The sequence below is a fragment of the Psychrobacter sp. BI730 genome (assembly GCF_013414195.1).
GTDB lineage: Bacteria > Pseudomonadota > Gammaproteobacteria > Pseudomonadales > Moraxellaceae > Psychrobacter.
Genome location: NZ_JAATTV010000017.1, coordinates 19222 through 36631, shown reverse-complemented (window position 1 = coordinate 36631; position 17410 = coordinate 19222). Strand labels below are relative to the sequence as shown.

Annotated in this window: 16 protein-coding genes and 2 tRNA genes; 6 read left to right on the top strand and 12 right to left on the bottom strand. The window is 44.0% G+C overall.

What is annotated here, in order from left to right:
• Positions 1 to 3: 3 nt before the first annotated feature.
• From nusB to hisF, 3 genes are all read right to left on the bottom strand, one after another.
• Entirely contained in the window at positions 4 to 861 is an 858-nt protein-coding gene (nusB, locus tag HCZ91_RS12240) for a transcription antitermination factor NusB (RefSeq protein ID WP_179799589.1), read from the bottom strand.
• A 216-nt stretch (positions 862 to 1077) separates the two neighbouring features.
• Entirely contained in the window at positions 1078 to 1596 is a 519-nt protein-coding gene (ribE, locus tag HCZ91_RS12235; protein ID WP_179799588.1) for a 6,7-dimethyl-8-ribityllumazine synthase, read from the bottom strand.
• A 185-nt stretch (positions 1597 to 1781) separates the two neighbouring features.
• Positions 1782 to 2564 (bottom strand): imidazole glycerol phosphate synthase subunit HisF, encoded by a 783-nt coding sequence (gene hisF, locus HCZ91_RS12230; RefSeq protein ID WP_101205985.1) that lies wholly within the window; start codon positions 2562 to 2564, stop codon positions 1782 to 1784.
• A gap of 185 nt (positions 2565 to 2749) precedes the next feature.
• Here hisF and HCZ91_RS12225 point away from each other — a divergent pair, with 185 nt between their 5' ends.
• The 3 genes from HCZ91_RS12225 (at position 2750) to HCZ91_RS12215 (ending at position 5269) form a co-directional block, all read left to right on the top strand.
• Positions 2750 to 3913, top strand: a complete 1164-nt coding sequence (locus HCZ91_RS12225) for a homoserine kinase (protein WP_179799587.1) — start codon at positions 2750 to 2752, stop codon at positions 3911 to 3913.
• Positions 3914 to 3985: 72 nt separating this feature from the next.
• A complete protein-coding gene (locus tag HCZ91_RS14010) occupies positions 3986 to 4348 on the top strand; it encodes a hypothetical protein (protein ID WP_257020062.1) in 363 nt (120 codons plus the stop codon).
• A complete protein-coding gene (locus tag HCZ91_RS12215; protein ID WP_057762068.1) occupies positions 4349 to 5269 on the top strand; it encodes a class II glutamine amidotransferase in 921 nt (306 codons plus the stop codon).
• A gap of 141 nt (positions 5270 to 5410) precedes the next feature.
• Here HCZ91_RS12215 and HCZ91_RS12210 read toward each other — a convergent pair whose 3' ends face one another.
• The 3 genes from HCZ91_RS12210 to HCZ91_RS12200 form a co-directional block, all read right to left on the bottom strand.
• The gene (locus HCZ91_RS12210; protein WP_179799586.1) at positions 5411 to 5899 is read right to left on the bottom strand and encodes a hypothetical protein; all 489 of its coding nucleotides are present in this window, start codon (positions 5897 to 5899) and stop codon (positions 5411 to 5413) included.
• 125 nt (positions 5900 to 6024) lie between these two features.
• Positions 6025 to 6588: a YchJ family protein gene (locus tag HCZ91_RS12205; RefSeq protein WP_179799585.1), complete on the bottom strand. Its 564-nt coding sequence runs from the start codon at positions 6586 to 6588 to the stop codon at positions 6025 to 6027.
• A 59-nt stretch (positions 6589 to 6647) separates the two neighbouring features.
• Complete coding sequence (locus HCZ91_RS12200) at positions 6648 to 7364, bottom strand: metal-dependent hydrolase (RefSeq protein WP_179799584.1); 717 nt, start codon at positions 7362 to 7364, stop codon at positions 6648 to 6650.
• Between the two features lie 126 nt (positions 7365 to 7490).
• Between HCZ91_RS12200 and HCZ91_RS12195 the strand changes: the two genes are divergently transcribed.
• Both HCZ91_RS12195 and HCZ91_RS12190 read left to right on the top strand, forming a co-directional pair.
• A complete protein-coding gene (locus HCZ91_RS12195; RefSeq protein WP_179799583.1) occupies positions 7491 to 8531 on the top strand; it encodes a DUF3025 domain-containing protein in 1041 nt (346 codons plus the stop codon).
• 296 nt (positions 8532 to 8827) lie between these two features.
• Positions 8828 to 11665: an aconitate hydratase gene (locus HCZ91_RS12190; protein WP_179799582.1), complete on the top strand. Its 2838-nt coding sequence runs from the start codon at positions 8828 to 8830 to the stop codon at positions 11663 to 11665.
• Between the two features lie 100 nt (positions 11666 to 11765).
• Here HCZ91_RS12190 and HCZ91_RS12185 read toward each other — a convergent pair whose 3' ends face one another.
• The 6 genes from HCZ91_RS12185 to gltX all read right to left on the bottom strand — a co-directional run bounded on the left by HCZ91_RS12185 (position 11766) and on the right by gltX (position 15872).
• Positions 11766 to 12419, bottom strand: coding sequence for a LysE family translocator (locus HCZ91_RS12185; protein WP_179799581.1), 654 nt, complete (start codon positions 12417 to 12419; stop codon positions 11766 to 11768).
• A gap of 292 nt (positions 12420 to 12711) precedes the next feature.
• Positions 12712 to 12787 (bottom strand) — tRNA-Glu (locus tag HCZ91_RS12180).
• 148 nt (positions 12788 to 12935) lie between these two features.
• Positions 12936 to 13011: transfer RNA gene (locus HCZ91_RS12175), tRNA-Ala, on the bottom strand.
• Positions 13012 to 13133: 122 nt separating this feature from the next.
• Complete coding sequence (locus tag HCZ91_RS12170; protein ID WP_179799580.1) at positions 13134 to 13499, bottom strand: hypothetical protein; 366 nt, start codon at positions 13497 to 13499, stop codon at positions 13134 to 13136.
• Between the two features lie 116 nt (positions 13500 to 13615).
• Complete coding sequence (locus tag HCZ91_RS12165) at positions 13616 to 14134, bottom strand: hypothetical protein (protein ID WP_179799579.1); 519 nt, start codon at positions 14132 to 14134, stop codon at positions 13616 to 13618.
• A gap of 211 nt (positions 14135 to 14345) precedes the next feature.
• Positions 14346 to 15872, bottom strand: coding sequence for a glutamate--tRNA ligase (gltX, locus tag HCZ91_RS12160; RefSeq protein ID WP_179799608.1), 1527 nt, complete (start codon positions 15870 to 15872; stop codon positions 14346 to 14348).
• Positions 15873 to 16269: 397 nt separating this feature from the next.
• Here gltX and rsmH point away from each other — a divergent pair, with 397 nt between their 5' ends.
• Entirely contained in the window at positions 16270 to 17271 is a 1002-nt protein-coding gene (gene rsmH / locus HCZ91_RS12155; RefSeq protein ID WP_346342197.1) for a 16S rRNA (cytosine(1402)-N(4))-methyltransferase RsmH, read from the top strand.
• Positions 17272 to 17410: the final 139 nt, after the last annotated feature.

Sequence of the window (17410 nt, the reverse complement as noted above, 5' to 3'; positions counted from 1 at the left end):
GTCTTAGTCTTTGGTATCGTTAGCGTTCTTCTTGCTCGCCTTAAAGTCACTGATATTTGCACTGGCTTTACTGGCACTACTGCGTTTAACATTGGCTTTGTTAGCACTGATACGCGGCTTGTTTGATGCAGTCGGCTCATCGACGATCGCGCTTTCTGTTTCAGCAGTCGCTTCGATATTGTCAGCTACCGTTACTTCAGCCGAACTCGCTTCAGATTGTTTAGCCGCCGCTTTTTGTGACGTACGTAGATTGGCATTGGTATCTGCTTGCACCTCTAAAGCGCGCAGCTCACCAGCCATTTTATCCAGTACCGCATTAATCAATTTGTGAGCATCAGTCGCCCCAAAGTGATTATTTAGCTTCATCGCTTCATCAAGCACGACTTTATAAGGAATCTCTACACGGTTCTGCAGCTCATACGCGCCAATCAACAAGATAGCGTGCTCAACAGTATCTAGCTTATCAACCTCACGATCGAGATGCTGACTGATAAGTGCATCGAGTGCTTCAATCTGCTCTGGGATGTCGCGCATCATTTCATGATAATAACCGATATGGACGGTATGCATGGCATTGGTTGCACGCGTGCGAGCAGCAATATCGTGCGGAGCATTGGCTTTCCAGCCAAGCTTACCATCTACATCAAAGCGGCGATCAGTGACGAGCCATTCGTATAGGCCTTGCATCGCAAAGCGACGTGCCTTACGGATAGCAGTGTGACTGGTCTTGTAAGAAGACTCACTCATATCGAATGTTTGATCACCCGCACTACTGCTCGCTATACGGGTAGCTTCAGCTTGTCCATCATTGGCTTGTGCGGTTTTCGCAGCGCTAATAGCGCGCTTGAGTTGGTCAGTCATAGGGGGTCTGTACCTAAATTTTTGAGATGATACCCAGTCAAAATATAAATTAGCAAAGTAACTTCTTAGCTATGCTGATTCAAAGCTTTAAAGGGTATGGAAATACGGCGAAAATTCAAAAAGTAGCCAATTGTTTCGATAGCTGGCTAGTGCTATGAGGTGCTGTTATTACTAAATAGCAGCACCAGTTAAACTAATAAATTTGAGCTTCAAAGCTTACGCTTCATCGATATCATCAATATCTAGCTGTGACAAAACAGCGATCATTTCTAGTACAACCATCGCAGCTTCAGAGCCTTTGTTGCCCGCTTTCGTACCAGAGCGCTCAATGGCTTGCTCGATGCTATCAGTAGTGATGATACCGTTAGCAACAGGGATATTATAATCCATTGCCACAGCGCTCAAACCTTTGGCCGACTCGCTAGCTACAATATCAAAATGCGGCGTGCTGCCACGGATGATTGCACCCAGTGCCACAATCGCGTCAAAACGATCTGATTCAGCAGCACGTTGGGCGACAAGTGGTAGCTCAAATGCGCCAGGCACACGAATAACAGTAATGTTGCTCCCCAATACACCATGACGGAGTAGGGCATCGATTGCACCATCAACCAATGACTCAACGACAAAACCGTTAAAACGACCGACAACGATACCAATGCGCGCATCAGTGTTTTGATGTAAGTTACCATCGATATGAGTCACGTCTTTGCGCTGCTGTTGTAAATTCGACATAAAAAATCCTTTGCTTAATAAGCGTTCAATTGAAATATAGGCGTCAATAAATAGCTAAATAGTCTGATGCGTTCAATCGATTCGGTCACCTATTGTTTTGGCGTTGCCCTAGTTAATTGAACGAAAATAAATGGTTAGCGCTATGATAGCATTTTTTTGGGTTTTATTTGTATATTACGAGCGTGCTAAAGACGCATCTGTATTCCTTGCGCTGCCATGTACTCTTTGGCCTCCAATACCGTGTACTCACCGAAGTGAAAAATACTGGCGGCAAGTACGGCATCGACGCCGCCTTCTAGTACGCCTTCTGCCAAATGTTGCAGGTTACCGACGCCGCCTGAGGCGATAACTGGTACATTAACACGGCTCGTAATCTGCTGCATCAGCGCCAAATCATAGCCTTTTTTGGTACCATCACCGTCCATCGAGGTGACCAGTAATTCACCAGCGCCCAGCTCAGCCATTTTGCTCGCCCAAGCAACGGCATCGATACCCGTTGGCTTACGACCACCGTGGGTGAAAATCTCCCAACGTGGTACGACAATACCATCGACGTTGATATCAGCGACACGTTTGGCATCGATGGCGACGACAATACACTGGTTACCAAATTTCTGTGCGGCTTCACCAACGAACTCCGGCGTAAATACGGCTGCTGAGTTAATGGCCACTTTATCCGCGCCAGCATTGAGTAAATTGCGGATGTCAGCGATTTTTCGTACGCCGCCGCCAACGGTCAGCGGAACGAATACCGTTTCTGCCATGCGTTCAACAGTATGATAAGTGGTATCGCGCTCATCATTGGTCGCAGTAATATCCAAAAAAGTAATCTCATCAGCGCCCTGTTCGTTGTAGCGTTTGGCTACTTCGACAGGATCGCCTGCGTCTTTTATATCGACAAACTGCACGCCTTTGACCACGCGGCCATTGTCAACGTCCAAGCAAGGAATGATACGCTTTGCTAACATAGGGTCTTTCACCTTATAATCAATTCATAGGCGCTAGTCTAGCAAAATCACTGCTATTTCAGGCAGGTTTTCGCAAGATTATTACGCTTTTCACCATAGTTTTATCATGCGCGGTACAATTGCTGTCATTACCGCATAAATTTATCCTATTTAACTTCTTATCCAATTGCTATAAGTGAGATGTCATGTCCGTCTATACCCAGTTAACCGATGATCAGTTTGCCGCCTTTTGCCAGAGCTTTGGCGTGTCTTTTGTGCGTGCCATTCCGATTACCCAAGGGATAAAAAACTCAAACTGGTTTATTCAAACGACTGACGATGTAGACGGCACATACTCTTACGTATTTACTTTATTTGAAGAGCGTCCGCCCGCTGATATCGAAAAAATGGCCGTTATTCTTAATCAATTGAATGGCAAGTTACCAGTCGCCGCGCCGCTAGCCGTTATTGAATCAAATGGTTCGCAAACGGACGGCGACGATAAGCGCTATGTCATCCATTATGAAGACAAAGCGATTACGCTAGTACCGTGTCTAGCAGGCTCACATCCGGATCAAACCACGCAAGCGATGTGTCATGACATTGGCGCGGCATTAGCGATGCTGCATGAAACGCTACAAGCACTACAACCAAGTGAGCAGTATGGCGTGCCTTTGTACCCATGGGCAGACGTGCGCGACCGTGAAATGCAGTTTATGCCAGGTGACGAAGCTAAGCTGATGAGCGATATCTGGCGCTCTTATTCGGAATTACCACTGGCAACCTTGCCAAAAGGCCTGTGTCATCTAGATATGTTTGCCGACAATACCTTATGGAATCTACAAAAAGGCGAAGCGCGTTTGACGGGTCTGTTGGACTTTACCGAAGTCAGTGTCGAGCATTATGTGATGGATATTGCTATTACTATCAATGATTTTTGTACCACGTGGGGCGTTGCAGAACAAGGCGAATCCGTTAACTTTGACCGCAGTAAAATGGCGGCGTTATTACAAGGTTATGAATCGATACGCCCGTTAAATAACGATGAAAACCGTGCACTACCTGTTATGCTGGCAAAAGCGGCAGTGATTTTCTGGTTATTACGCCTAAATGTGATTCACTACAATCGTACCGAAGGCCGTACGGGTGATAACATCATGGTCAAAAATCCTGACTTGATGAAACGCTTGGCCGCTTATCATTGGGCGCATGTTGAAAAGTCGCAAAATACCGTATTTGTACTATTAAGCAAACCAGACAATCAAATAGTTGGTGTATTTAGCAGTATCTCGCAAGCTGAGCAAGCGCAGGAAACATTAAATAGTAGTGAGTTTGCAATCAAAGAATATATGCTAGATCAATTATCGTAAGCATTGCTTATTCATTTATTCTAGTACCAATGCTAGTAATAATTTTAGCACCGAAACCTTAGAGGCGACCCCATGACCGATCAATTTGATAACTGGCACAAACTGGCGCGCTACGATACCAATATGCAGGGTGAGCTGCACGCAAACCTACTACGTAATAACGGCATTACCGTGTCCTTGCAACCGCTAAGCGCTATCCCAGGTATGAACTCGGGTATCGTTCTTTGGGTAGAAAGTACCGATCTGGCAGAAGCTCAGCGCATTTTGGATACCATCCCAACTGATGGTGCCGCCTTACTGGATGAAATGAGTGATGCTGACTTTGATGCGCTATCTGCCGCTCAAAGCAACCCTATTCAAGGCAACTCGACAATAAATGATGAACCGAGCATAAACGATGATTCGCTCAATAATAACAATGGCGGTAACGATTAAATGTGTCAACTCTTAGGAATGAACTGTAATACCCCAACGGATATTGGCTTTAGCTTTGCAGGATTTCGCAAGCGCGGCGGGATGACGGACAGTCATGAAGATGGCTTTGGCATTGCCTTTTTTGAGCGCAGCGAATGCAGCAATAATGACAAAACCAACGATGAGACGGCAAATGACTCAACGGGTCTGCGTTTGTTTCATGATAATCGTCCAAGCCACCTGTCACCAGTCGCCGATTTGGTCAATAACTACCCAATCAAAGCCATGAATGTCATTGCGCATATTCGTAAAGCGACGCAAGGGCAGAACTGCTTGGCCAACACTCATCCATTCGTCCGTGAAGTATGGGGCGAGCAGTGGGTATTTGCTCATAATGGGCAGATGAATAGCGAATTTATCAAACGTTGTCAGCGCTTGCAAGATAACGGCAACGCCTCACACTGTCAGCCAGTCGGTTCAACTGATTCTGAGATGGCATTTTGCTATCTGGTCAATCGTCTAAAAAGTAGCTTTAAATCGCGTCCTGATGACAAAACACTGTTTAATTTTTTGACCACGCAGTGTCGTTATCTCTCTGCCAATGGGTTATTTAATTGCTTAATATCGAATGGCAGGTGGCAACTGGCTTATGCGGGCAGCTTACTGTTTTATCTCACGCGTAAAGCGCCATTTGGTGAAGCCAAACTCGCTGATGATGATATGGCGATTAACTTTGGTGATGTGACTACAGACACAGATAAAGTCACGATTTTGGTCACTGTGCCATTGACTGAAAATGAAAAATGGCAACAGTTGGCCGTCAATGAGTGCTTAATTTTTCAAGACGGTGATGTCATTTATAAAGACAGCCCAAGCCAGCGCAAGTTTTTAACAGTGGACGAAGGCATTGCGATTGCACGCGCGGTTGGGGCGAGTGTTTAGCTGTTGCTTCTATTTTGAGTTATTAGAGAAGATAACGAAAGGTTATGGTCAAACTCCTATAGAAATAATCTACTTTAAGAAAGTTTTTTAAGAAGTATGACTATAAAATTTTAACTAGATTGAATTATATTCGCTCTTTATTTAATCATCTATTTTATACTTTGCTTTGATTGAGCTGATAATTTGCTGTGTTGATAGTGCATTTTGAGGAACATTAGATAAATTAAAACCTTTTACTACGACTTGAGTATCGTGTTTAGATACTACAGATGTGACAGGAGCAGATGTTGATGTATTGATGCGTGTTACACCACTGTAGCTATTTATCAAAGTGTTTTGCTGAGTTTGTGACCATTCAACGTTCTTAGCAATGGTACTTGTATCTCCTTGCAGAACAATAAAGTAAGGATAATTATTGTTTTGCATTATTTCAGCTGCCATCAAAAGAGCAAAATCTCTTGTTTTACTCTCAGAAGTATAACCATTACCTTGAAAATTGACAGCATACGTGTTTTTTGCAAGAGGAGTATCTGAGAAGCCACCTTTCATACCTTGAGCTTTATATGAGGTAGCACAACCCGATAGTCCTATGACAATACCAAAAAAAGCTGCAAAGAATAATGGCTTCATAGTTATCTCTTGAGGTTTGTGAATACACCAACTAAATATATGACAACTTGTACTAAAACTCGATAAGTTTAAACTAATGTTTTTTCTTAGGAAAATTGAGTAAAAACGAGTGGACATAGCATAGCTTACAAATAACCCCCACAACACCGTTTAAATTTCTCCCCAGAACCACAAATACACGGTTGCTTTTGTGTCACAGTCATCGCAATCGTCGGATCTAAGAAGTACCAGCGCGCATCATGATTAGCTTTGTTTGTAACCTTTACAAAAGCAGACAGTTCATGGTGTGCCTGTACTTTTTCTTCTAAACTAGCGGTATTATCTTTTGCATTAAAGTAAGCCTTAAATTCAACCTGTGCATGACGTTTACCAAGTTTTGGCGTGTGCTCTACAATCTCTAATCCTGCCCAATCTGTCTCTTTTGCCCAACTCTCAATCGCATTGACATCAAGAAAGCTTTGCTGCGTAGGCACTGTGGTCTTAACGATATACTCTGGCTTTACGAGCACAAAGGCACTATAGCGCGTACGCATAAGCCGTTCGGCTGTTTCCACTTTTGAACCATCTACTTCTTCATTATAAAACGCATCATGATATGGCTGGCAGCAGTCTTGGTAGGATAAAGTAGAGCTTGTCGTATCTGGTGTTGGATTGATTTGGCAAGGGCAAGTACTTGGGTAAGATTGCATGTTTTACTCTAATTTTTGTTTGGGTTTATTCGTTTAGGCTCAGTGGTCTTATGATAACTTTATTGCAGCATGCTTTTTATTAATTCTGGCAATATGCCGACTTTGAGCTGCGCCCATGCTGAAGGATCACTTAGTCGTGACCAAAACATCTCAAAAGGTGGGGCGGCATACACCAGTAGCCCCAGAATAGTATATAAAAGCAGATACCACCATTTGTCTTTTGGCTGATAAAATTTCATTGCCGTGCCCGATGAACGTTTCATTTTCATATTGGACAGATTGACGCTATACAGCTCGTCCAATGATAAGTGCACCATCGCGCCACCAAATAAAAACAGCCCATAAAACCAGCTAGTCGTCAGTGGTAGGTGCAAGCCATAATAACTTAGGCACGTCAGACCCAATCCCAGTATCGCCATATACGGCACAGAGTGGATGACGCCGCGATGCACCGTCATAGTAGTAAAAATATGAAAAACCACGTAGCGCATGAAACCGTAGCCTGCTAGCCACAATACTATCAATGCCAGTAAGCTCAAGTCACTACGCCAATGCATGACCAGACCAAAAGCAAATATGAACGAGGTGATATTAAAACCGAGCTTAATCGGTGTTGAATTATCAGAATCCAAGTCTGGCAGCAATCCACCGATAGTACCAAGCGCTACGCACACCAAAAACCCTGAATCATCAATCAATCCAGCTTTATAAACCGTCAAACTCAGTGTGCCGCTGACCATAAAGGCGACATTTAAGTGGGTATTAAAATTTGCCATAAAACTCATTCATCCATAGCGCTCAAAAAGTCCTTTCGAGCGGCGTATCTAGCAGTAAAAAAGCGCACCATGATACCATAGACCGTCCATACGTCTAATAGAGATAGCCCGTAAGAGAGAGCTTCTATGCCTGCCAATGATTTACCCGCCACACTTAACTCTGATACTCATACTAAGCAGCTGCCGGTAGTAGAAGGTCAGCTTGATAACAGCTTTGCTGATATTGATTGGCAAGCACCATGGTTGTCACATATCGTTCAACTACATTACCTCAGCAACAGCATTGAGCATCTTAGTAGGCCAAGTCAGCAGAATAGCTTAAGTGAATCGGATAGTTTAGATGAGCACGATATAAATGCTTCTGACATCAATACGCCTGACACGATTGCCAAAGTCTTAAAAACGGCGATGATGCAGCAGGCTGAACATTTGCAACAGCCGTTACCACATACTAAACCTGCTCATGACCACAAATCTCAGACGCTACAGTTCGTCTCTCAAAATGCATTGCCTGAAGGGGAAGCCTATGAACATTTCATCGGCACAACTGGCAATATCCCGACGCGTGACAACTTACATGACTTGTTTAATGGCAGTATTTGGCTGACCTTTCCAAAGACCAAAGCGGTGTTAAACTATCACCATATGCTAGAAATCGCTAAGCAAGGTATTAGTGAGCGTCGAGGGCGTGTGCGCGACACTATTACTGTCTTTGATGAGAATGGGGCGGTGCTAGTGACTTTTGATGCTAATATCGGTAAAGCATTAGTCAATTTTGACTGGCAGGCAAGTTTGGTGAAACCACGTGCTAAATGGGACAACCCAGCACAACCAAATACAAATGTTCAAGCCGCAGTCTATATCTTTGGGCATGCCTTGCTAGAGCAGTTGGTACATCCTCGCAAACCTCTATGCGCTCACAGCATTGTCATTCACGTTGCACAAGAATTCTTTACCCTATCCTTAGCTGAACGTATGAGCTATTTGGATGACAAGGTTGCCGAATACATGGACACATTACTGTCAAAGGATGACGTGACACCGCGCCAGCTTGCGCCGCTTCCTATTTTAGGCGTGCCGCATTTTTGGGCAGAAAATACCAATACTGACTTTTATGAAGATAGCTATGTATTTCGCAGTGGACGTCGTCAGAAAAATAAGAAATAAATAGGAATGAGTCACTTAGGATTGGTTAGCCAAACCTTTGTTACGTTTACGATTGTGCCACGATTTGACAACGTCCAGACGTTAACAAAGACTCATATGTTTGTTATGGTAAAAGGACGTTTCTGTTAAACAGGAAAGAGATGGTTATCTCTTTTGTTAACACAGAGTCACATCAGACAGTTTAATAAAACTGCTTTGCTGATTAAAGATATATCGATCATCTATTGAGCCACCCGTTATACATAAACTTATAATAATTTATGTCTAGGATCTATAACAACGATAAGGAAGCTATCATGAGTGATATTTTTAATGTAAAAGACACCCTTTCGGTTGCTGGCAAGGAACATGCCTACTACAGCCTGCCGAAGCTGACCGAAACTTATGAGCATATCAAGACACTACCATTTTGTATGAAAGTGGTATTAGAAAACCTATTGCGTAACGAGGACGGCGGCCAGTCAGTTGGTAAAAACCATATCGAAGCGGTTGCCAACTGGGATGCAGGGGCTGAGGCGTCAAAAGAAATCGCCTTTATGCCAGCGCGTGTGGTATTACAGGATTTCACTGGTGTACCTTCAGTAGTCGATTTGGCGGCGATGCGTGATGCAGTGGTCGAGCTTGGTGGTAAGGCTGAGCAGATCAATCCGTTTATCCCTAGTGAGCTAGTTGTCGATCACTCTGTACAGGTCGATGCTTATGGCCGCGAAGATGCGCTAGATTTGAACGAAAAAATTGAATTTAAGCGTAATAATGAACGCTATGAGTTTTTGCATTGGGGCAAGCAAGCCTTTGAAAACTTCGTCGTGGTACCGCCAGCGACAGGTATCGTGCATCAGGTTAACCTTGAGTATTTAGCCCGTGTGGTGATGGCAGCAGACGTTGATGGCGAGCTGACAGCTTATCCGGATACGGTATTTGGTACAGATAGTCATACTACGATGATTAATGGTATTGGTGTGCTTGGTTGGGGTGTGGGCGGTATCGAAGCTGAAGCCGCGATGTTAGGCCAACCGTCTTCGATGCTGATTCCACAAGTGGTCGGCTTTGAGCTAAAAGGCAAGCTAACCGAAGGCGTCACGGCGACCGATTTGGTACTACGTGTCGTTGAGATGTTGCGTGCACATGGCGTAGTGGGCAAGTTTGTCGAGTTTTATGGCGAAGGCTTACACAGTATGCCGCTAGCGGATCGCGCCACCATTGCCAACATGTCACCAGAGTATGGGGCGACTTGCGGTATTTTCCCAATTGACCAAATGGCGATTGATTACCTGCGTCTATCAGGCCGTGATGAAGAGCAGATTGAGTTGGTTGAAAAGTATGCTAAGGCGCAAGGCTTATGGCACGATGCCGATACACCTGCGGCGACTTATTCAAGCAAATTAGAACTAGATCTGTCGTCAGTACAGCCAGCACTTGCTGGTCCGAACTTGCCACAGCAGCGTATCAATTTGTCTGATATGCATGAGAAGTTCGGCGAAACGCTAGAAAAAATGACCAAAGATCGCAAGTCAGAAGTAGAAGGCAAAGTACGCTTTGATCAAGAAGGCGGCGAGCAAGAGCAAGCTGAACACTTAGCGGCTGAACCGAATATCGAAGTTGATACCAGTGATGACAATGCAGGTTACGCGCCAGCAAATAATGTCTTCTCAAATGTCAGCATCGATGACAAACAACACAAACTACGAGACGGGTCGGTAGTTATTGCTGCTATTACTTCTTGTACCAATACTTCCAATCCAGCGGTAATGATTGGTGCAGGTCTAGTGGCTAAGAAAGCTGCTGCCAAAGGTCTTAAAGCCAAGCCTTGGGTGAAGACATCGCTCGCACCGGGTTCTAAAGTGGTCACCGACTATTTAGAAAAAACCCATCTGATGGATGAGCTAGAAAAGACAGGCTTTTACCTCGTCGGTTACGGGTGTACCACTTGTATCGGTAACTCAGGGCCATTATCAGAAGAGATCGAAAAAGGCATTGAAGAAAACGACTTAGTCGCAGCAGCGGTACTGTCTGGTAACCGTAACTTTGAAGGTCGTATTCACTCGCATGTCAAAGCCAGTTACTTAGCATCACCACCACTAGTGGTTGCCTATGCGCTAGCCGGTACAGTCGATATCGATCTGACCACCCATCCACTAGGACAGGATCAAGATGGCAATGATGTATTCCTAAAAGACATCTGGCCAACTTCAGAAGAAATTAACGAGTTAATTGCCAATAATATCGATGCTGACATGTTCCGCAAAAACTACGGCGAAGTATTTGATGGTAGTGCCGCATGGAACGCAATTAGTTCAGCGGATAGCCAATTGTATCCATGGGATGAAGGGTCAACCTATATCAAAAACCCACCGTTCTTTGATGGTATGACCATGGAGCCAGAAGGCATTCCTGATATCGAAGGTGCGCGTATTTTAGGTCTATTTGGTGACTCAATCACCACCGATCATATTTCACCAGCAGGTAATATCGATCCAGACTCACCAGCAGGTAAGTACTTGCAAGAGCGCGGTGTGATGGAAGCAGACTTTAACAGCTATGGTTCGCGCCGTGGTAATGATGCAGTCATGACTCGTGGTACCTTTGCCAATATCCGTATCAAAAACACCATGATGGGCGGTAAAGAAGGTGGCTATACCTATTACTTCAAAGATGACAGCGCTACGCTACAAGATGGGGAAGAAATGCCTATCTATAACGCAGCGATGAAGTATAAAGAAGACAAGCGTCCACTCGTCGTACTTGGTGGATCAGAGTATGGTTCTGGTTCGAGCCGTGATTGGGCAGCTAAAGGTACCATCCTGCTAGGCGTAAAAGCCGTATTGACCAGCTCGTTCGAGCGCATTCACCGTTCAAACCTAGTCGGTATGGGTGTGCTGCCATTGACGTTTAAAGACGGTCAAAACGCAGAGACATACAAACTAGATGGTTCTGAAGTGCTGAGCATCACAGGTCTAGATAATGGTGAGAGTAAAACAGCCACGGTTACGGCTACGCGTGCTGACGGATCGGCAGAAACCTTTGAGGTAAATGTCGGTCTACAAACGCCAAAAGAGCGCGAATATGTGCGTCATGGTGGTGTATTGCACTATGTACTACGTCAATTAGCTGCTGAGAGCAAAGAAGCAGGCTAGTAGTTAGTTAAGCTTTATATGACAAAAAGCCCAATCTCCGTCAAAGTAGGGGGTTGGGCTTTTCTATGGAAGACGTTTTTTATTCTTGTTACTTTACTCTTCAAGCCTTTTCAGTCAACAGCTTAATTCCTAGCCCCATAAATACGACACCACTTGTTTTATTCATCATGGATTCAATTTTTGGATTCTCTCTTAGTTTTTTGCTGAACTTTGACGCCAGCAGTGCCAAACTCAAGCACCATATAAAGCCAGTGGTGGCAAAAGTCAGTCCCAACATCAAAAATGACAGCATGCCATAAGCATAACTAGCGTCGATAAACTGCGGGAAGAACGCCAAGAAAAATAAAGCGACTTTTGGATTAAAAGTATTGGTCAACACACCTTGCTTATATATTTGCCAACCATCTACAGACTTTCGGCTAGTCACGTTCGGATCTTTGGATAAATTGTTTGCTATCGAGCTCGAGTTTTTGCTCAGTAGCATTTTTAGACCCAAATAGCACAAGTAAGCCGCACCGATATATTTGACGATCATAAAAGCGGTAGGGGAGTTGGCAAGTAAGACGGACAATCCTAGCGCTGCCAATAACGTATGTACCAAAATACCCGAAGTAATGCCAAGAACAGAATAAAACCCTGCTGTTTGCCCCTGTGAAATACTACGGGTGATGATGTACATGCTATCCGTACCTGGCGTTAGGTTTAACAAAATAGCCGCCAAGATAAACCCTAGATAATTCTCGATACCAAACATCGCAATCACTTCCCTTTAATCACGCCAAGCCCCATCATTTATAGTATGTGGCTGTATTTTATAAATATGCTTATCAGGTCGATATTAACGAGTATTAGATAGGTTGGCAATAGTGCTATCAACAGTAAGCTAGCAGCGATTAATAATAAGCTAACGACAATAGAATAGAGGATGTTGAGAAATGACAGACATAAAAAAGCCCAGTCACCGTATGATGACTGGGCTTTTTTATTGTTCGCTTACTAGTCTAATCTGATGCTAAGCAAAAGTGCTAGTAAGTGACGCCGAATAGTGGCGTCCCCAGGGGGATTCGAACCCCCGTTACCGCCGTGAAAGGGCGGTGTCCTAGGCCTCTAGACGATGGGGACGCATAGAGTGTTATAACCAGTGGTTACAACGGTACTTCACAATATCAGATAGCTTAGTAAATAAGCATTGCCTAGGTGCTGATATCGTCCTACTAGCGAGTATTTATTATTACGTTTCAGTAATACTGAGCGTTGCTATAAATAAGTATGGTGGAGCTAAACGGAGTCGAACCGTTGACCCCTTGCATGCCATGCAAGTGCTCTACCAACTGAGCTATAGCCCCTCGCTAAGAGTGTGCATATTCTATGTAAGAGCGGCAGTCTTGTCAACCACTATTTTAAAAATAATTCATAAATATGCAAAAAAAAGTGATTTAGCCTGTTTTAAAGGCTCAACAAGCCCAAATTAGCGTGGATTTTGCTTAAGTGCAATCTCTTTTAGGGCTTTATCGGTATAAAACTCTTCTTCGCTACCATCAGAAAAAATAATCGCACAGCATTCAGTTGGCATATATTGACCGCCTTTTTCTCGGATCGTTCTTATACCTTTGACGCCAATGATGTCATATTTGCCCAATTTATCTAGATTATGCTTGGTGTAACTACAGTAAGTGCTGTATATCCATTTTAAATCTTCGAAGTCTTGGCCCTTGGTCAGGGTTAGAGTTGCATCAAAAAGCTCCTTTACGATGGCATCATAATATTTTTGGGCTTCTTTTAGCGTGTTAAAGACATAGTCTTTGCTTTCTATTGTGACGGTTTTTGCGGCCATGTTTGTTTCCAGTTCATAAGAAGGTTTAGTGAGTTATAAAATATACAGCCCATCTATTTTATAGGTTCTTATCTAGAACTTGTGAGTTTTACAAACATACTATTCGAAATAGACTATTAGATAGCATTACCACCGGCACTATTCCATGCTTTAGTAAAGCCTATTACAGGAAAGTATGTTTTTTCATTATTAAACTGAATCTCAATAGGTGAGATAGCTATCTTAAACAGGTTAACAACGTAACTATGTCCACGATCTGTTTCAGGAGTCATACTTAGATAGAAATTACCTGTATCATTATACTTTTTACACCACTGCAACATTTTTACAGCTTGTCCATTAAATATAATCGTACTATTTTTAGGAATAGTACTTTCATAGCTGCAAGTACTATTTCCTAAGGAAGAATGATCAGTAAAATAGATTCTTTGATTTCCTGTTCTTGAGTGATTGATCTCAGCTTCAAAATACTTAACTTCGTCATCATAGTCACTCTTATACTCAATTAATGCTTTACCATTTTTAAGGTCATCCCAAGACACATATCTTTCGATTTCTGTGGCATAACTTTGTGTTGAAATCATACTGCCTAGAAATAATGATATTAACAGCTTTGTAATTTTCAAATTTTTCATCTCCAAATGAATTAAAATATGTAAGGCTTAGGTAAGAGTCTACAACATTTTAGTTTTATTGAGAAACTCAAATTTTTGATAAGAAAAAGCGTGAATTTTGCTATTGCAAAACCCACGCTAATTAATCTTAATTTACAGAATAAACTTCTTTCAAGAATGTTTCGACGAGTAGGAGTTTAGGTGATTTTTAATAATGAAAGCTCCAGCAGTACTACTCAGCAGCAGCCAAAAAGTCTGGCAATTCTGCCGCTTGTTTCTCAAGTTTTTTCAGTTTCTTTTTACCGAGGCCACCTAATACATCAACGGCGTGACGCAAGCGAGTCAAGGTCATGTCAGCGCCGATAATCGCCATAGAGTTCATGACTGGCGTCGATGAGGTGCTACCAGCGATAGCGATAAAGAACGGCGCCATAAAGTCACGCATCTTAATATCTAGATGCGCAGCAAGGCCTTTTAGCGTGGCGTAGATATTTTCTTCTGACCACGTTGGTAAGACTTCTAATTGCCAAAGCGCTAATTGCAGCATCTCGATAATTTGCTCAGGGGTGAGTGATTTATGAGTGAAGCTCTCAGCATTGATGTCAGGTAGGTTTTGGAAGTAGAAACCACCCCAATTAACCGCATCAGACAATAGCTCGATACGTGGCTGAATCGCCGCTGCGATAGCGGTTAGCTTGTCACTGTTGCTGGCCCACTCAAGGATTTTATTCTTTAGCTCTTCAGGGCTAAGCGCACGTAGCCATTCTGCATTGAGCCAGTTTAGCTTTTCGATATCGAAGATAGGGCCACCAAGCGACACACGCTGAATGTCAAAGCTGGCAATCATTTCTTCTAGCGTAAACTGCTCAGCATCATTGGGCATTGAGTAGCCCATACGACCGAGATAGTTTAGCAGCGCTTCAGGTAGCACGCCTGCATCACGATAGTAGGTGATAGAGGTTGGGTTTTTACGCTTAGACAGTTTTGACTTATCTGGGTTACGCAGTAGCGGCATGTGGCAAAGCGTTGGCATTTCCCAACCAAAATAATCATATAGCAGTTGATGCTTAGGCGCAGAGTTCAGCCATTCTTCACCGCGCATGACGTGGGTGATTTCCATCAAGTGGTCATCAACGACGTTGGCTAAATGATACGTTGGCATGCCGTCTGTTTTTAGCAGTACTTGCATATCGACTTGAGTCCAAGGGAACTCAACGGTGCCACGTAACATGTCTTGTACCTGACAAGTGCCTTCGGCCGGTACACGCATACGAATCACATGCGGTTTGCCCTCGCTTACCAATTGCTCAGTTTTTTCTGGAGCAAGATGAGCGCAGCGACCATCATAACGTGGGGTTTCGCCATTGGCCATTTGCTCAGCACGCATAGCGTCTAACTCTTCACTGGTACAAAAACAGCGGAACGCATGGTCTTTTTCTATGAGTATCTCGGCGTGCTTTTTGTAGATATCGCTACGCTCGCTCTGACGATAAGGGGCGTGTGGGCCGCCAATATCTGGGCCCTCGCTCCAATCCAGACCAACCCAACGTAGGGCGTCCAAAATCATTTGTTCTGATTGCTCAGTCGAGCGAGTCTGATCAGTGTCTTCGATACGTAAGATGAATTCGCCGCCGTGAGCTTTGGCAAAAGCCAAGTTAAACAGGGCAATATAGGCAGTACCTACGTGTGGGAAGCCAGTTGGTGATGGGGCGATACGCGTACGTACAGGGCGCGTGCTGTCAGTAGAGGTTTGCATGATAAAAGTCTCAAAGTTTGCTATCGATATAAGCTATCAGTATAAATAGCGATGAAAGATATGAAGTCGATGTTAAGAAATAGCGTAAAATATAGCGCTAGTATAACAGAGACATGTGATATTTTTAATGAAAAGCCCTTCTAGTGCTTGACTACAGGTGTATCCTTGCGATAATAATGCTAAGCAAGTCATAACTTGTTTATTTTCATCTAATTACTGGCCAGTACGGTCGTCATCTATTGAGTTGTTTGTGTCCCTATCAAAGTCTAAGCCAAAATCGAAAGCCAGTCCTTCTGCCGCCGCTGATCTCTCTGAGTCAGTGTCCAATCCTTCTGTTATAAAGGATGCGTCTACGCAAGATGTCGATCTGGATGTTACTCACGCCCGTCATGAGGGCGATATCACGTCTGATGAATTAAGTTTTGTCCATGATGCGGTGCTGCTGCAAGAGACTGTCGCAGCAGTACTGGGTGTAAAATCCTTGCCTAAGCAAAAAGAAGGCGACCAAAATAGCTTAAATATAAGTGGTATCTATGTTGATGCGACCTTTGGCCGTGGCGGCCATAGCCGACTGCTATTAAGTCAACTCGCAGATGACGCCACACTGATTGTCTTTGACAAAGATCCGACAGCCATCAGCGTGGCGCAAGAGCTGGCAAGCAAAGACAGCCGTGTGCGTGTGGTGCATGATAGTTTTGCGACGTTGACCGACAGTCTGGCTGCTATGGGCATCAGTGAAGTTGATGGCTTGATGGCGGATTTGGGCATTTCATCACCGCAGATTGATGACGGTAGTCGCGGCTTTAGCTTTATGCGTGACGGGGCAGTAGACATGCGTATGGACACCAGTCGTGGCCAGTCAGTTGCCGAATGGCTCGAAACAGTCGATGATGAAACGTTGGCCAATGTGCTTTATGAGTTTGGCGAAGAGCGTCATAGCCGCCGTATTGCACGCGCTATCAAACAGATGGAGAGCTACGAGTCTACGCTTGAATTGGCAGAAGTGATCAAAGTAGCGCATCCCAACTGGCAACGCGGTAAACATCCAGCCACACAAAGCTTTCAAGCCATGCGTATTTTTATTAACAATGAGCTGGGCGATGTTGATGACTTTTTAGCGCAAAGTATTCCTATCTTAAAGTCAGGTGGACAGCTTGCAGTCATTAGTTTTCACTCATTAGAAGATCGCCGTATCAAGCAGTTCTTGCAGCGACATAGCAAAGGGCAGTATCCAGAAGACGAAAACCTGCCAATGCCGCCGAATCGCCCGCGCTATTTTAGCAAGCCGAAACGTGTTGGCCCAAGCAAAGCTGAAACGAGTCAAAACCCGCGCGCGCGTAGTGCATGGCTGCGTATGGCAACGCGTACTGACACAACTTATGAGCAGGCAACAGGGCTATAGAAGAACATCATGACGGCATAAGTCATAGTCGAATATGATTATTGAGTAGTCTAAGATTGCTAATGTTTGTCTAAATGATGCGCAAATGTCCTAATGGCTACGCCACTGTTAAAAATCTGTAAATATTGTCTGTTAGGCT

Bases quoted from the DNA above. Each gene is read 5' to 3' on its own strand.
- nusB (WP_179799589.1), bottom strand. From the start codon at position 861: ATGACTGACCAACTCAAGCGCGCTATTAGCGCTGCGAAAACCGCACAA.
- ribE (WP_179799588.1), bottom strand. From the start codon at position 1,596: ATGTCGAATTTACAACAGCAGCGCAAAGACGTGACTCATATCGATGGT.
- hisF (WP_101205985.1), bottom strand. From the start codon at position 2,564: ATGTTAGCAAAGCGTATCATTCCTTGCTTGGACGTTGACAATGGCCGC.
- HCZ91_RS12225 (WP_179799587.1), top strand. From the start codon at position 2,750: ATGTCCGTCTATACCCAGTTAACCGATGATCAGTTTGCCGCCTTTTGC.
- HCZ91_RS14010 (WP_257020062.1), top strand. From the start codon at position 3,986: ATGACCGATCAATTTGATAACTGGCACAAACTGGCGCGCTACGATACC.
- HCZ91_RS12215 (WP_057762068.1), top strand. From the start codon at position 4,349: ATGTGTCAACTCTTAGGAATGAACTGTAATACCCCAACGGATATTGGC.
- HCZ91_RS12210 (WP_179799586.1), bottom strand. From the start codon at position 5,899: ATGAAGCCATTATTCTTTGCAGCTTTTTTTGGTATTGTCATAGGACTA.
- HCZ91_RS12205 (WP_179799585.1), bottom strand. From the start codon at position 6,588: ATGCAATCTTACCCAAGTACTTGCCCTTGCCAAATCAATCCAACACCA.
- HCZ91_RS12200 (WP_179799584.1), bottom strand. From the start codon at position 7,364: ATGGCAAATTTTAATACCCACTTAAATGTCGCCTTTATGGTCAGCGGC.
- HCZ91_RS12195 (WP_179799583.1), top strand. From the start codon at position 7,491: ATGCCTGCCAATGATTTACCCGCCACACTTAACTCTGATACTCATACT.
- HCZ91_RS12190 (WP_179799582.1), top strand. From the start codon at position 8,828: ATGAGTGATATTTTTAATGTAAAAGACACCCTTTCGGTTGCTGGCAAG.
- HCZ91_RS12185 (WP_179799581.1), bottom strand. From the start codon at position 12,419: ATGTTTGGTATCGAGAATTATCTAGGGTTTATCTTGGCGGCTATTTTG.
- HCZ91_RS12170 (WP_179799580.1), bottom strand. From the start codon at position 13,499: ATGGCCGCAAAAACCGTCACAATAGAAAGCAAAGACTATGTCTTTAAC.
- HCZ91_RS12165 (WP_179799579.1), bottom strand. From the start codon at position 14,134: ATGAAAAATTTGAAAATTACAAAGCTGTTAATATCATTATTTCTAGGC.